Annotated in this window: 12 protein-coding genes; 5 read left to right on the top strand and 7 right to left on the bottom strand. The window is 68.1% G+C overall.

All coding sequences use genetic code 11. The features are described from left to right. The first annotated feature begins 183 nt into the window (after window positions 1-183). Entirely contained in the window at window positions 184-2463 is a 2280-nt protein-coding gene (helR, locus tag JOE46_RS18690) for an RNA polymerase recycling motor ATPase HelR (protein WP_209928092.1), read from the top strand. Here helR and JOE46_RS18685 read toward each other — a convergent pair. Both JOE46_RS18685 and JOE46_RS18680 read right to left on the bottom strand, forming a co-directional pair. Next, on the bottom strand, window positions 2398-3618 hold the full coding sequence (locus JOE46_RS18685; protein WP_209928091.1) for a hypothetical protein: 1221 nt from the start codon (window positions 3616-3618) through the stop codon (window positions 2398-2400). The genes helR and JOE46_RS18685 overlap by 66 nt on opposite strands. 395 nt (window positions 3619-4013) lie before the next feature. Then, the gene (locus JOE46_RS18680; RefSeq protein WP_209928090.1) at window positions 4014-4883 is read right to left on the bottom strand and encodes a hypothetical protein; all 870 of its coding nucleotides are present in this window, start codon (window positions 4881-4883) and stop codon (window positions 4014-4016) included. A 350-nt stretch (window positions 4884-5233) separates the two neighbouring features. On the opposite strand from JOE46_RS18680, the gene JOE46_RS18675 reads away from it, so the two are divergent. From JOE46_RS18675 to JOE46_RS18665, 3 genes are all read left to right on the top strand, one after another. After that, the gene (locus JOE46_RS18675) at window positions 5234-6319 is read left to right on the top strand and encodes an RICIN domain-containing protein (RefSeq protein WP_209928089.1); all 1086 of its coding nucleotides are present in this window, start codon (window positions 5234-5236) and stop codon (window positions 6317-6319) included. 118 nt (window positions 6320-6437) lie between these two features. Further along, window positions 6438-7376 (top strand): hypothetical protein, encoded by a 939-nt coding sequence (locus JOE46_RS18670; RefSeq protein ID WP_245221105.1) that lies wholly within the window; start codon window positions 6438-6440, stop codon window positions 7374-7376. A 52-nt stretch (window positions 7377-7428) separates the two neighbouring features. Further along, window positions 7429-7788, top strand: a complete 360-nt coding sequence (locus tag JOE46_RS18665; protein ID WP_209929271.1) for a hypothetical protein — start codon at window positions 7429-7431, stop codon at window positions 7786-7788. 241 nt (window positions 7789-8029) lie between these two features. Here JOE46_RS18665 and JOE46_RS18660 read toward each other — a convergent pair whose 3' ends face one another. Both JOE46_RS18660 and JOE46_RS18655 read right to left on the bottom strand, forming a co-directional pair. After that, window positions 8030-8509 carry a hypothetical protein gene (locus tag JOE46_RS18660; protein WP_209928088.1) on the bottom strand — a complete coding sequence of 160 codons (480 nt, stop codon included), beginning with the start codon at window positions 8507-8509 and terminating at the stop codon, window positions 8030-8032. Between the two features lie 133 nt (window positions 8510-8642). Next, window positions 8643-9095: a MarR family winged helix-turn-helix transcriptional regulator gene (locus JOE46_RS18655; protein WP_097210882.1), complete on the bottom strand. Its 453-nt coding sequence runs from the start codon at window positions 9093-9095 to the stop codon at window positions 8643-8645. A gap of 106 nt (window positions 9096-9201) precedes the next feature. Between JOE46_RS18655 and JOE46_RS18650 the strand changes: the two genes are divergently transcribed. After that, on the top strand, window positions 9202-10050 hold the full coding sequence (locus JOE46_RS18650) for an alpha/beta fold hydrolase (RefSeq protein WP_209928086.1): 849 nt from the start codon (window positions 9202-9204) through the stop codon (window positions 10048-10050). A 91-nt stretch (window positions 10051-10141) separates the two neighbouring features. Here the strand turns inward: JOE46_RS18650 and JOE46_RS18645 are convergent, their stop codons facing one another. The 3 genes from JOE46_RS18645 to JOE46_RS18635 all read right to left on the bottom strand — a co-directional run bounded on the left by JOE46_RS18645 (window position 10142) and on the right by JOE46_RS18635 (window position 15080). After that, entirely contained in the window at window positions 10142-10621 is a 480-nt protein-coding gene (locus tag JOE46_RS18645; RefSeq protein ID WP_209928084.1) for a hypothetical protein, read from the bottom strand. Between the two features lie 255 nt (window positions 10622-10876). Beyond that, entirely contained in the window at window positions 10877-13231 is a 2355-nt protein-coding gene (locus tag JOE46_RS18640) for a hypothetical protein (RefSeq protein ID WP_209928083.1), read from the bottom strand. Continuing rightward, complete coding sequence (locus tag JOE46_RS18635; protein ID WP_209928082.1) at window positions 13221-15080, bottom strand: HSP90 family protein; 1860 nt, start codon at window positions 15078-15080, stop codon at window positions 13221-13223. The genes JOE46_RS18640 and JOE46_RS18635 overlap by 11 nt, the downstream gene beginning before the upstream one ends. Between the last annotated feature and the right edge of the window lie 210 nt (window positions 15081-15290).

Here is a 15290-nt window from a genome sequence, read left to right as displayed (position 1 = left end):
GCTCGTGCCGCGCACACCGCGAGGCCACTTCTCGAGGGGATTTGTCCGTCCGGACGAAGAATGGAAAGGAGTCCGTACCCCTTTCCACTTTCAATGTATAGCGCACCGGGGGGCTTGCGGCAAGACCCGGGTGGTGCCGCAGAATCGCTGGCCGAAGCCAGGAACTGCGGAAATGGGGGGCACATGTCAACTCAGGGATACGAGGACGAGTTGCGCGCCGAACGGAGCCACGTGGCCGAGCTCTACGCGCGGCTCGACGCCGAGCGCGCGCGGGTGAAGGGTCGGCACAGCGCGGCGCTCCGTGGCCCGATCGACGCCGAGAACGGCGGGACACTCGTCGACCGCGATGCCGAGGTGCGCGCGCTGGCGAGGGAGGTGAATCGGCTGGAGGTCGCCGACAACGGGCTGTGTTTCGGCCGATTGGACGCCCTGTCGGGCGAACGTTCGTACATCGGCCGGGTCGGCATCTTCGACGAGGAGAACGAGTTCGAACCGCTGCTGCTCGATTGGCGGGCACCCGCGTCGCGCGCGTTCTACGTCGCCACCGCCGCCAGTCCGGAGGGCATGCGCCGGCGCCGCCAGTTCCATGCTCGTGGGCGTGAGGTCGTCGATTTCACCGACGAGGTGCTCGGCCGCCCGGATGGTGCCGCCGACGATGACAGAGGAGACTCCGCCCTGCTCGCGGCGGTCAACGCGCCGCGCGGTGAGGGGATGCGCGACATCGTGGCGACGATCCAGGCCGAGCAGGACCGGATCATCCGGCTCGACCACCCCGGGGTGCTGGTGATCGAGGGCGGCCCCGGCACCGGGAAGACCGTGGTGGCGCTACACCGCGTCGCTTACCTGCTCTACACCCAGCGGGAGCGGATGGAACGCCACGGCGTGCTCGTGGTCGGGCCGAACCCGGCCTTCCTGAACCATATCGGCCGCGTTCTCCCGTCGCTTGGCGAGTCCGACGTGGTGTTCATGACCACCGGCGATCTCGTGCCCGGTCTGCGCGTCACCGCCGAGGACGCCCCGGAGGCCGCCCGGCTCAAGGGTTCGCTGAAGATCCTGGACATCCTCGCCGCCGCGATCGCCGATCGGCAGCGACTGCCAGGGGATCCGCTGCCGGTCGATCTGTCGGACGTCACGGTGCGGATCGACGCCGAGACCGCGGAGTGGGCCAGGGAGGAGGCGCGCGCGAGTGGGCTGCCGCACAACGAGGCCCGCGCGGTGTTCGCTGACATCGTGGCCTACGTACTCACCGAACGGGCGATAGGCCGGATCGGCCGGGGCTGGCTGACCAGGAAGGACGAGCAGGCGTGGGAGGAGCTGCGGGCCGACCTGGTCGCCGAACTCGCCGACAACGACGCGTTCACCGCCGCGCTCGACGAACTCTGGCCGATCCTGACGCCGGAAACACTACTGGCACAGCTGTACACGTCACCCGAACGGCTGCGCGCGGCGGGCGCTGGCCAGACACTGCTTCGCGCCGAGGGCGATGCCTGGACGGTATCGGACGTGCCGCTGCTCGACGAACTGGTCGACCTGCTCGGCCCGGACCCGCGCGCCGAGCAGGCCGCCGCGCGGGAACGGAAGGCTGAGGCCGAGGCCGAGGCGGCGTACGCCGCCGGCGTGCTCGACCTCATGGTCGGCCGTGCAGACCACATGGACGACGACGACCATCTGTTCGCGACGGATTTGCTCTACGCCGAGGACCTTGCCGATCGATTCGTCGAACGAGACACCAGGGAGCTCGCCGAACGCGCTGCGGCGGACCGAGACTGGACGTACCGGCACGTCGTGGTCGACGAGGCCCAGGAGCTGTCTGAGATGGACTGGCGGGTGCTGATGCGGCGCTGCCCGGACCGATCCTTCACGGTGGTGGGCGATCTCGCCCAGCGCCGGTCGGCGGCTGGCGCGACCTCGTGGGACACGATGTTCGAGCCGTACGTGCCCGGCCGCTGGGTCTACCGGTCGCTGACAGTGAACTACCGCACCCCGGCAGAGATCATGACCGTCGCCGCCGCGCTGCTCGCGGAGTTCGCTCCCGGAGTCGAGGCCCCGGAATCCGTCCGAGCCTGCGGCGTCCAGCCCTGGTCCAGGCGGGTCTCGACGGGCGAACTGGCTTCTGCCATCGAAGAATTCGTTCGGGACGAAGCCGGGCGCGAAGGCACCAGCATCGTGATCGGGCCGGCGGACATGCCGGGCACGGTGGCGGCGTCGGAGACGAAGGGGCTGGAATTCGACTCCGTCCTGGTCGTGGAGCCGGAACGGATCCTCGCCGACGGCCCGCGCGGCGCGGCCGAGCTCTACGTCGCCCTCACCCGGGCGACCCAACGTCTCGGGGTGCTGCACCAGGGCCCGTTGCCGCAGGCCCTGGCCGAACTCGATGAACCCGGGACGTCCGCGCCCTCAGCTCAGGAACCCGACCTCCGACAGTTCGGTCCGGAAGCCTCCCTCACTGCCCGCCTGAGCTGAGATCCAGACGGTCAACCCGGAGTACGGCGCCGAGGCGACAAGGGCAATGGGCGTCACTCCCGATTGCAGGGTCGCTGCTCCCAGCACCGCGGTCTCTTCGAGAGCTCCGCCGACCGGGGGGAGGGTTCGTATCTCGACGCGGGCTCCCGCGGAGGGCGATGCGATCCACACCCCCCTCAGCGCGGTGTCCACGGGCAGCGCCACCGTCAGCCCGACACCGTTCTTGAATTGCGGGAACTGTTGCATGTACGTGTCCGTCGACCAGGCCGTCTCCAGGTTCCCGTCGATGGCCAGGCCGCCCGCGAGCGCGTTGTCCGGGTATTGCTGGGGCGAGTACACGGCCGCTCCGCCCGGAGCGACGGGGATCAGTGGAGGCGGCGGTGGCGGCGCGCCAACTCCGTTCGTTTCATCGGCCGAGGCGACGGCCTCGAAGGTGGGCGGATCGGCGATGGCCGTCCCGATGAGCCACCCGATCGCGCCGAGCATCGCCACGGCGACCGCTGCGATGCCGGCAAATGCGGCCAGAGCGCCCGGTCGCGTCGGGTCATCCTGCGTCGCGGGCTCTGCATCGGAGATCGGTTCGGGAACCGGAGCCTCCGGGGGGAGTGGCTGATCGACAATCCCCCGCAGCGTGTCGGTAATGGCGCCCGCGGTCACCTCCGGGCCGTCGCGCCTCGTCATGAGGCCCAAGGCGTCGGGACTCTGGACTCCCGCGGCCAACGTCTGGACCACGCGGCAGAAGCCCCGAACGTCACCGTCGCGCTCGCTGGACGCGGGCGTTCCGGGAAAGGCGACGTACGCGATGCCATCCAGGCTAACCCGCACGCGCCCGGCGTCTCCGATCGCCAGTACCGCCCCGGACTCGTGGAAACTGCGCATGGCGTCGGCAAGCTCGACGACCGCGCGGGCCACACCCAGGACCGACGTCGAGCCGGCGGACGCCTCGTCCACTGACACACTGGGTATCCACTCTGCGACCACCGCGCTGAACGAAGCCCCGTCGACCATGTCGAGAACGGAAGCGACAGCGGCAGTCCTGACCTGACCCAGCACCACCGTTCGCGCAAAGACCTCGTTGACGGACGAGCGGCCGAGTTGCGTACTGACACCATCGATGATGGTCAGCGCGACTTCGCGATCCAGGACCCGATCCATCGCATGCCAGAACTCGAAATCGGCGGTGACACCCCAACGCCGGAGTAGACGGTAACGACCGCCTCCGAGAACAGATCCCGCCGACCGGACCGCTCGACGTCGCGAATGTCCGTTCGGTGCAGGGCTTACGGCCTCAGTTGCGCGACTGCGGAGCTGACCGGCTTGCATTGCTACCCACCCCCACACAGACAGATCCCGCTCGGGCGCTCGCGAGAACGACGCGGCCCTCCATACGTACCAAGAGAAACGCTATCGGATGGCCAGGCCCACACCTGATTCGACCAAAGGTGCGCGTTTGGTCGAATACCCGTGCAGGATCTGGAGAGTCTGCCGAGCAGGCGCGATCTGGAATCTGCGCTCGCCGGGATCTTAGTGGCCCGGTAATTGGCTGGCGCTCAGACGAATCCGCCATCGAAGAACGCCAAAAGTGCCGGCGTCGGATCTGCCGCGGTGGTCGTGTTCGCCAAGCCGACAACGATCATGCCCAGCGACACCACCGCCGAGAGGACAGCGCACGACCCCAACATGCGCCTCGTTTCCCTGGCGGATGACTCCGTGCTCGCAAACCACTTCCACAACACCACGCTCAGGCCGACGAGGACGGCGGCCACCATCGCGGCGATCACGGCCATCACCGCGTGATATCGAGAAAAGTCGCTGATCATCACATCGAGGGCAGGCGGGATCCGGTCACCACCCGCACTCGGGGGGTCGGCCAGTTGCTGCCTGACCTGGCCGAGAGTATCGGCGAGCTCTCCGTCGGTTTCGCCGACCGGCAACATCGACATCAGCGAGGAGAAGGGCGCCACGGCACCCTGGACGTTGGCCATCACCACCACCAACGAGAACAGGGCGAGCATCGTGACCAGAACGCCGCCCGCCGCGAGCGCGGCACGCCTCACCGCCCCGGTGCCGCCTGAATTCGCGAACGACTTCCAGAGGAGAACACCGAGCACAACGAGCGCGACCAGCAGGATCGCAGCGATCGCACCCTTGGCCACGTGGTAGCGGACCCAGTAGTCGACAACCCCCTCCATACCGGGCGAGAAGTCCCGGTCGCCGGTGCTCCAATACGCAACGAACGTCTCTCGGACGGCGTCGAGGAGGCTGCTCTGGTCGGAGAACCCCTCGCCGGGCCCGATCGCCGCCAGGGTGCGCGGGGCGACGACGAAGGCGGCGACGAGCGCCGCGGCGAGCGCGACGAGCAGGGCGAGGACGCGACCGGAGACTCCCGCGGGTCGCGGCGGGGCGGCGTAGCGGTGCAAGAAGGCTCCTTCAGCTCGTTCGAGTGTGCGCTCGGGTGGCGTGACGCTGTCTACACCCGATCACCATTCAGCACCCGCAACGGTCCGGTCACTGGGGTTCGCCACCCATTTGGGGTGGGGGCCAGCCACACCTCCCTTGGCGTGAGAGCACCTACGCCAGTTCCGGACATCAGGCCCGCGTCATCGCAATTTCGGTACGTACCCTCTGTCCTCACCCAAGGTTGCCACCGCAAATGACGCCACGGCAGAAGTTCAACTATCAACCAAATCGATTGAGCCGCCCCGCATTTCTCGCGGAACATACATGCGGCGTTCCCGCGCGCTTCATCCGTGATCCCTAGGCTCGCCGAATGAAATTCAGCCTTCGAGCGGCAGCCGTCCTGCTCTTCTTGATAGCGAGCTATCTCAACGCGGCCCCCGCTGCGCTCGCTGCAGGAGCGTCGCCCGAACAGGTTGCCAAGGATTGCGCCGCGCCCATGCTCAAGCAGGCCGGCGACATGATCTACGAAGACCCCGAGTGCCATCTCACCTACAAGACCAGCAAGCAGGTCTGGGGCAAGGCCACCATTCCCAACAAGCTCGGCGGGAGCAACAGCCCAATGGCCTACGGCTGCACTACCAGTGGCAGCGTGGCCGTGTCCGGGACCAAGTCCTCCTCCACCAGCTTCTCCTTCGGCCTCGACCTGGGCGCGAAGAAGAAGTTCGGCGACTGGGAGGGGTCGATTGGACCCAAGCTCGGTTGGAGCTGGACCTGGAGCACCAGCGACACCCACACCCACACCGCCGTGGTCCCGCTCGGGAGCGTCGCCTGGATCACGGTGCGTGAGCCTCTGATCGAGGCGGTCATCGACATTGACGCCGATTACGACGGCAACAGGCACGAAAGCGCCAGGGGAGTAACCATTTTCGTACCGGATACCAGCCGGTCGTTCGCCTGGCAGTATGAGAGCCGTCCGATGACCGACACGGAGCAGAGGGACATCTGCGGCAAGACCCCGGCCAACAACGCCTACGGCATCTGGTCGGCCGGTTCCAGAGCTCCCTACAAGAACGAGCTGAGCGGCAAATGCCTCGCCCTCGGCGGCACGATCCCGAACGGCGGGCTCGTCGTGCAAAAGACCTGCGACGGCAAGGCCGGGCAGAAGTGGAACGCGGTCAAGGCGAGCAACGGCTATTTCACCATCCGCAACGACAACGGCTATTGCCTCACCACTCCGTACAACAACGGAACCCCGCCCGGCGCGAACACCCAGCTCATGTGGTGGGGCTGCGAGAGTCGTTGGGACTCAGGCAACCAGATGTGGTCGGTCAATCCGACAAAGGACGGAAAATACACGTTCAGCAACCAATGGACCGGCCTCTGCCTGGCCCCGCACCCGAACGATGTGACCAAGAACGGCGGCCGGGTGGTGATCCGCGCCTGCAACAAGTGGTGATCCGCACCTGCAAGTAGCCGCCCGATTACTGACGCCGGCATGAATCGTCTCGTCGGAGAAGGAGGCGGTGTAGAGTCCCTCTCTTCGTCTCCGGATGGAGTCCTCAGGAGTACGTAACGTGACGAGACATCGCGAACGGACCCATCCGGCGCACGAGCGCAGTGGTCACGGAAATGGATACCTCGACCCAGTACCCGCCGGGGAGCGCGGCATCGACGTCCCGGCAATCCTGCAGGGAAGCCGAATTCCCATCGGAGGGTATTCGACAGAAGTCGGCGGCGAGCCGATCCGGATCACGGTGGGCCGACACTGCGTCGACGACGACGGAACATTCGTTCCCGAGGCCGGAAACATAATGATCCGGTTTGGCGTCGTGGATATCGCCATGCGCCCCTGTAGCGCCGTTCGTGTCGTGCGACTCGCGGCGCCAGTGAACTTGGGCCCTGTCTACGTATACGTCCCCGAAGCCGGGGCTACGTGGTCGAGATATCTGGTTACCGCTTTCTTCTCGGGTTCGGGATCCATGCTCGAAGCTCCGCCGAATTTCGATTGGCGGAAGTACGCGAACGTATTCGGAGAATTCTCGGTATACCGAGCAGACGGTGCCCAGGACCAGCTGACGTCGATATACCGCTCGATGAACAGGAGTTTTTACCACTCGTATATGGACGGACGAGGCAGGTACTGGAAGCTGCACGTCACCCCGCCGCCCGAAAACTCAGGGCTCGGTGAGGCATTCGATGCAACGCTGGGCGCCCTGTCGCGCAGATCCGCCATCAGAAGCAACCTCAGACCCATAGCGCTCGAATGGCTACACGGCGGAATCGTCAAGTTCACCTTTCAGCGAATCCGGACACAGCGCTGCTTCTACTTGGAACTCGAGATTCCCAGCGTCAGCCAGATGAGGTTCGGCCGCTTCTTCCTGCCGGGAGACATGGTGCTCATTCGAGAGCCCGACCAGTTTGCGGCCGGACTGGTCTCAATGCTGCATGAGCGGTCGGCGGCATCACGTTCGTTGTTCGGTACTGAATGCGAGTGCGTGCAGGGGCTGGTATGAGGACAGTGGACCCGATTCATGTTGCGCCCGTGGATCCACGAGGGGAGGACGCATGGTGGCTGTGGTGACCGTAGACCTCTTCGGCTGGCTCAGTTCGGTCGACGGTCTGGCTACGACGCTGTCCGCCATCGGCCGCGACGTACTCGGTGAGGACGCCGGGTACGGCAGCATTGACCAGGAGACGGTGGCCAGACTCGAAGCAGAGTGGACCAGCGTGATCCCACACCGAATCGCGGAAACGACCAGCAAACAGTTGTGGTGGGCGCTCAACAACGACGACATCGAATCGCTGCGGAGCGCGTTGGAGCCTATCCTTGCCGCCCAGATACCGGGTCCCAGCGACGTGGAACCGCTACGGCGGGACCTTGTCGCCTGGGCGATCCACATTCACCGCTACACCGCGCGACACTGAACCCCAGGACGGCCGCAGTTACCGGACTCGTTGGCGCTGCCATGTTCGTTGCGGTGCCGGGCGTAGCCGGCGCCGCAGACGCGGCCAATCCTTGCCAGCTCGGGTGGGCCCGGGACGGGTTCAGCTCACCATGCGGACCGACCGCCCGAGCATTCCGGTTTCGACTGAAGTGGTCGTCCCCTGACGCACGTCGCCCCATAGGGGTCGGCCGCCCGGTCGACCGGCGACTTCTCTGACCAGTTCACCCTTTTGGCGTCTGCGTGGCCGTTCCGCGCTCGCCGCCGTTGCGAGCTTCGATGGCCTCGACGGACTTCCTGAGCCCCTTACCCAGGACGCGGGAGCCAACGATCCCGAGCACGCTCGCGAGCAGCCGCCCCTTGAGGTTCTTACCGTCGCGGACCACGACGACGTCCACGTCGGTCACACCCGTGGGCTCCTGCGTGAGGGTGTAGGTGTGGCCCGAGGCACCACCCCACAAGTTGGAGTCGGTCGTCGTCATCACGACACGATGGGGGTCGGTCCAGTCGTAGTGGAGTCGTTCCCAGATACCGCTCGAGCCCTCCGTGACATCGGCGTCATGAGGTCCTTCCTGATGCACCTTGAGGTAACTGTCTGCGCTTCTGCCGAAGATTTCCTCGCGACCCGGCCCGAAGTCGGTGAGGCCTGCAAGGACCTGCTCAGGCGTCGCGGTGGTCGTCTGGTGGAGATGGATCGTGGTCATGGCGCCTTCCCTGACACGTGGATGATCCGATCCGGCCCTGAGGCCGGGGTCGGTGACGCCCATCCAGAACATCACGCGCGCGAACGTCACGGAAGGGGACGGCTCGACCCGATTTGCTGGTCCTTGGAAGTGTCTAGCCCCGCAGGCGGGTGATCGCTTGCGGGGTCAGGTGCCGCGCAAGCTCTTCGAGGAGGCTGACGACCTCGGCGACCCGTTGCGGGTCGTCGGTGTCGATGGCGGTCGCGACGGCCGCGTCGATGGGGCTCGACCTGACCTCCTCCACCCTCTCGGACGGCTGGGGTGCGGCGTCGATGAGGAGGCGTCGTCGGTCGCGGGGGTCGGGCGCGGTGACGACGGCGCCCGCGTCGCGCAGCCGGGCGACCGCTGCCGAGACCGCGCTCTGGGGAAGGCCGGTGCGTTGTGCGATTTCTCCGACCGCACTACCGGGATGTGCGCGCACGTCGCTGACCACGATCAGCACGGACCGAACGCTGGTGGAGTGCGGACCGATGCCGTCGGTGGGCAGGGCCTCCTCGCCGATCTTCATCAAGGTCCTTCCCAGCAGGAACAGTTCGACTCCATCCATGCCCACAATCTACATCAGTTCTGATGTATCAATATTGATTCATCAAAACTGATGCTTTACGGTGGTTCTCGAACGGGCCGAGTCGCCCCAATCGAGAGGACCTTCGATGAACACCACCACGGCCCCGGGCCTGACGACCGGCATGCTCCGGGCTGCCGGCGCCACGCTCTACTACGAGGTGCGCGGCACCGGCCCGATGTTGTTGATCTCCCAGAGTGGCGAGGGAGACGCCGGGCGCAGCAAAGACCTGGTCGACCACCTCGTCGCCGATCACACCGTGGTGACCTACGACCGCCGCGGCCTGTCCCGCAGCACGCTGGACGACCCCGCGCAAGGGGTGAGCCTGGCCGAACACGCCGATGACGTGCACCGCCTGTTGTCCCACCTGAGCGATGAGCCGGTGCTCATGCTCGGCTGCAGCCTGGGCGCCTCCATCGGGTTCCACGTGGCTGTCGACCACCCCGGGCAGATCAGCACGCTCATCGCCCACGAGCCCGTCACGCCGCGGCTACTGCCCCCCGACCGGCGCGCCCACCACGAGCAGGAACTGGCGCACATTCAGCGGGTCCACCGCCGCGACGGACTGGCCGCCACCTTCAAGGTGGTCGCCGAGGTGCTCGGCATCGACCCCGCCAACCCCGACGCCGAGCCCGGCCTCACCCCGCAGCCCATGACACCCCAGCGGACGCGCAACTTCGACTTCTTCGTCGAGCACGACTTCACCGCTGTCATCGGCGACACCCTCGACGTCACCGCGCTCGCCGACACCCCGACCCGAATCGTTGCGGCCGTTGGGCGCACGACCCCGCGCACCGTCTTCGACAACAAGTGCGCCTTCGCGCTGGCCGACCTGGTCGGCGGCGAACTGCACGAATTCCCCGGCGGCCACAACGGCAACACCACCCACCCCCGCGCCTATGCCGCCGCCCTGCGCACCGCGTTCAACGCCCTCTAGCCGACCCGCGACATCGATATGTATCTCGGGGAGGTTCGTGATCAAGAGGGCGGAAGCACGCTCATGCGCTGCTTCTGTTCGAACCGGTCGATCAGAATCCGAGGCTGCCGGTATCGATGCTGCCGCCGCCCGAGCATCCCGGGGTCTCCGGAGTCGGCACCGGGGCGCCGTCGGGGGCTGGGTTGACCGTGACGGCCTCCGACACCGTTGTGCCGTACTGGGTGACACTGATCGTGTGGGTACCGGCCGTGGTCGGTACCCACGACAGGTAGCTGAATCCCGAGGGGGCTTGGCCCGGCAAAAAGGAGTAGACGCAGGTTCCGTTGTCGCTGAGGGTCACCCGCGACTGGGGGAGGGGGAACATCGAGCCGCCGACCCCCTCCACCGTGATGTCCACCCTCACACCCACGACGTATCCGCCGGGCGGCGGGAAGACATCCAAGGCCAGCCGGCCGTCGGGGGACGTGGCCGCCGACGCGGCCGGGACGGACATGCCGACCGCCGCGGCCACCACCATCAAACCCGATGCACCCCAACCGATCCGGCGAAGAAATGTCCTGCTCGCAGCCATCTGGATCTCCTGTTCGGGCCCCGCGTTGGGGCGTTACGCACACTAACGTTCGCAGTGTGTGAAATGAGGAGATTCCATTGGTTCCGGTTGGCCGAGATTTCCGGGGCAGCAGAGGCGATCGGATCCCGACCGCGAGGCCCTGGTGTGACGCCGTCGCGGCAGTGTGCCGATGACGCGTAGGGACTGAGCGTGCTCCGGCAGCTCACCGCCGCGGATCTGACGGGCGTGATCCAGATCCGCAGCGGCGAGATCACGTCAGCCGTCGACCCGCGCCCGCGCGGCCGCTGCGGCGTCGTGCCGGCCGAGAGCCTCGTGGGCGTCGCCCTCCATCAGCGCGACCCGGACCGCGAGCCGCGGTGCCTCGGTCACCCGCGGCGCGGCGTCGGCAAGCACCGCAAGGGCCTCCTCGTGGCGGTCGGTCGACAGCAACGCCTGCGCGACGACGATCAGTGCGCTGCCGGAGCCGACGACGTCCTCGGCTGCGGCGTAGGCGTCTGAGGCGGCGAGCCCCGTCCGTACCGCCTCCTCGAACCGGCCCAGCTGGGACAGTGCCCGAGCCGTCGAGTCCTCGATGTCCGCACGGGTCCACGGCTCGGCGTGCTCGGCCGCAGCCCGCAGGTCCTCGAGCCCGTCCTCATCGGCGAACTGGCACCGAGCCCGCCCACGTGCGTGCAGGAGGTCGGCGAGCGCGTCCGGCTGATCGGTGAGTTTCCGGGCGTCCTCGACCGCGCCGTCGAGGGCTTCGACGGCGTCCTCGTCGTCGAACTGCATCATCAGAAGCCCGAGTTCCTTGCCGACCCGTGCCGCCACCGCGTAGTCCTCGCCCGCCCGGGCCAGCTCCCGGCCCTCGGCCCACACCGCAACCGCTGCCCCCGGCTCGCCGGCATCGCGCCTCGCGTAGCCGAGCCACAGCAGGGTCAGGGCACGAGATGCGGGCTCGGTGTCCCTGGCTTTCTCGATCTCCGCCACCGTCGTGAGTTCGTCGACAGCCTCGTCGGGGCGTCCGGACCGCACGAGCGTCACGCCGAGCCGGTAGCGGTGGCCGACGGACTCGGTACCGGCCAGATCCGCCTCGCGCACGGCCAGGCGCAGTCGGCCGGCCGCCTCGTCCAGCCGGCCCAGGTCGTCGCAGATCTGGGCGCTCAGGGCAGCCAGCGGAGCGGTCACGGACCGGGCCGCGTGGGCAACGGACAGGTCGAGTGCGGCATCGACTGCGGTCAGCGCCTCCTCGAACCGGCCGCCGCCCGCCAGCAGCTGGGCCAGCAACCGCAACAGCACCGTTCGGCGTCCGGGGGCGGTCGACGGAGTCAGTTCGGACTCGAGCCAGGCGAGCGCCGCATCCCCGCCCTCGGCGCCCAGGATCGTGTCGACCTGCTCGTCCAGCGGGCCCGCCCCCGTCACCTCGTCGACGAAGGCCGTCGTCGCGGCCGGGTCCGCCGAGGCCGGAGGGGCCGGAGGGGCCGGCACAGCGTGTGTCGTGCCGATCGGCAGGTCCCAGCGTTGCCCAGCCAGAGTCCTTGCGGCGGAGACCTTCTCGCTGCGGCGCGCGGTTCCGTTGCGCTCGTCGAAACGGGTCGCGAGTTCCTCGGCGGCACGCCAGGACGCCTGTGCCAGTTCGGCGACGGTCCAGGGGCCGGTGTGCGCGCCGAAGAACCGGCGCAGTGGCTCCGCGTCGGCCCCGCGGACGTGCTCGTGGCCGATCCCGGCTCGGTCTGCGGCCGTGCACGTCACCGCGAAGGCGGTGAGGGCGTCGAGGTGCGCGACCGCGTTGAGGTTGTCGTGCGCCAGCCAGCCGATGTGCCGCTCGAGCATCTCCAGCGCGCGCTGGGCGTTCCCGGTGACCGAGAGGAAGATCAGATGCTGCCCGATCATGTCGATGTTGTCGACGTTGCGGCGCGCGAGTCGGTAGCCCCGCATGTGCATCTGCTCGGCATCGTCGAGACGACCGACCTCGAGCAGCGGCACCAGCGTGTGGGCAATCGCCCGCTCCGGTTCGTCGGCGCACCCCATGTCCTGGTCCAGCATCTCCTGGACGACGGCCAGTCCGGCCTCGAGGTCCCCGGTGGCGAGCCGGAACTGGGCCTCCTCGGAACGAACGCACGCCTCGCAGTGGCTGTAGTCGTCGCGCGGGGTCCGTCCCAGCTCCTCCAGGTAACGGGCGGCCTCCTCGATCCGGCCCGCCTCGAATGCCTGCCAGAACCGGGTCTGCACCACCCCGGACAGGCCGACGCCGGCCTGCCGGTACGCGGTCTCCATCTGTTCGATCGACTCGGCGATCGTCGCCCGCGGGAACATCGGGTTCGAGGCGAGCGCGTCGGCGATCCACTTGTGGAACCACAGCAGGTCGTGGTCGTCGACCTCGGTGGGGAAGGTGGCCGGGTCGGCGGCGTTTCGCCCGACGCACCACGCGAAAGCGGTGAGCAGGGCGTCGGTGTCGCCCGTGATGGAGGCGGACTGGATCAGTCGCATCCGCACGGCGTAGGCGGCGGCCTCGTCGCCGTTCTCCTCGGCGAGCGTGATCGCCCGCTCGATGAGTTCGCGTTCCGCCGGTCCGTAGGACGTCGAGTCGATCTCGCTGATCAGTGCGTCGAGGGTGGTCTCAGTCGGCATGGTCGTCCTTGTCGATGGTGGAGGGGGAGTGCGGTCCGGGATCGGTGACGACGCCCGCGTCGAGACCGACGGACAGGTGCACGATGTCGGTCATGGCGTCGGTCAGGGCCGAACGATCGGCCGCCCGCAGCGGCCGGTGCCCGGCGAGCAGTGCCTGGACGTAGAGGATTCGCACCGCCCGCGACAGCACCGCATCGTCGTCGACGGCGGCGAGTGTACGCACCAACCGATTTCGCCAGTTCAGGGCCAGCCGACCGGAGGCGTCGGCACCGGAGGCCGCAGCTGCATCCTCCACCCGGCCGAGGACATCGGCCCAGAATCCACCGACCGACTCGCCGGCCTGCTCGCGCCGCAGGTTCCGGAGCACCGCCTCGTCCGCGACGTACAGGGCAGGGACGGTTTCCGGCTGGAACGCCCGCACCGCGGTCGCGCAGTCGAGGTCCGCCAGGGCGGCGTCGGCACGCTCCTGCAGGCGGCGGGACGCAGCCCGCTCGGACAGCGGCGGCACGTCGAGGTGGTCGATTTCGTCTGCCACGGTGACGATCTCGACTGCGGCATCGGGCACGAACTCCGGCAGCCGGGCCGCGATCTCCGCGTCGTAGACGTAGCCGCCGTTGACGATCGGAGCGCCGGGGCGGGCGATCCCGGCCAGCTGCCGGAACTCGTCGACGGTCCGGGTGTACCGCACCGTGCCGCGGCGGGCGGCCTCGCCGAAGGTCGTCTGCCCCTCGGTGGTCTCGATCGGCAGGTGAGGGACGATGAACCGGGCCAGTTCGTCGTCGTGGAGGACGAGCGCCCGCAACGCCAGGTGGTGCACGGACAGGAACGCCGCCAGCCGGCGCGGCGACTCCGCCGCCAGACCGATGACCCAGCGGCGAACCGCGGCCCCCAGTTCGGCGCGAGTCTCCTCGAGCGCGGAGTCCTCGATCAGGGACTCGCGGGAGGCCGTCGGGTGCAGCCCGGTGGTGTCCACGACGGACCGCACGAAGAACGCCCAGTCCGGCAGGAGGTCGTCCATGCGCTCGGACAGCAGCATGCCGCCCAGGTAGACGCGGCTCGACTGCCGCTGGCCGGGGGAGAGCTGGAACGGCAGCACGAACGCGGTGCCCCGCGTGCCGGTGGACGGGACATGCAGCGGAATCGTGGCGAAGGGCTCGGCACCGACGATCTCCCGGCCGAGCTCGCGCAGCTCGGGCGACGGGACTGTCGTGCGCTCGAGGAACGGCGCCGGTCGGGTCACCGTCTCGCCGGCCACGGTCACCCGCACCGGCAGGTGCCGGCCGAACCGGTCGGCCAGCTCGTGCGCCCCCACGCGCGATACGAGTCCGGCGGAGTCCGGGCGGGGGAACAGTTCGACCCGGGTTCCGACCGGCAGTTCGTCGGCGAGCTCGGCCACCGTGAACGTGCCGTCGGCGCGCCCGACCCATTCGACGGCGGGCGCACCGGTGGCCGACCTGGACCGGACCCGGATCTCGTCGCTCACCATGAAGCAGCTGAGCAGTCCGATCCCGAACTGGCCGAGACGGTCGGTGCGGGGCAGATCGAGGATGTCGCGCTTGGAACTGCGGCCCACCGTCGCGAGCAGCTCACCCACCTCGGCCGCGGTCAGTCCGACGCCGTCGTCCTCGACCGCGAACACGGCCCCGGCCTCGTCTGCGGGCAGCACCCGGATGGTGCCGACGTGGCCGGGCTCGTGGTCGCGACGAGCCGCGATCGCATCGCACCCGTTCTGCAGGAGCTCACGGATGAAGACCTGCGGCCCGGTGTAGATGCTCGCGCTGAGAAGCTCGATGATCCCGCCGAGGTGTACCTGAAATGGACGGCTGTCGCCGTCTGCTCTAGTAGTCATCGGGGACAGAGCCTATCGAGCGAATACGACATTTCAGCCAGGGGCGATGCGGCCCCTTGTCCTCCTGCGCAATCGGCGAGTTCTGCGGCCAGTAGTCATCGCGGGGGTGCACTCGAGGTGGCCGTCGGAAGTAGTTCAGTACGTCGCCGGGAGGCGAGAGTGCCGGACTGACGACCGCGGGGCTACCGCCTGAATCCGCGCAGAGCGCCA

It is taken from the genome of Rhodococcus sp. PvR099 (assembly GCF_017833315.1).
GTDB lineage: Bacteria > Actinomycetota > Actinomycetes > Mycobacteriales > Mycobacteriaceae > Rhodococcus_G > Rhodococcus_G oryzae.
Note: the sequence above shows the minus strand (reverse complement) of the source record. Positions and strands in the feature narration are given on the sequence as shown.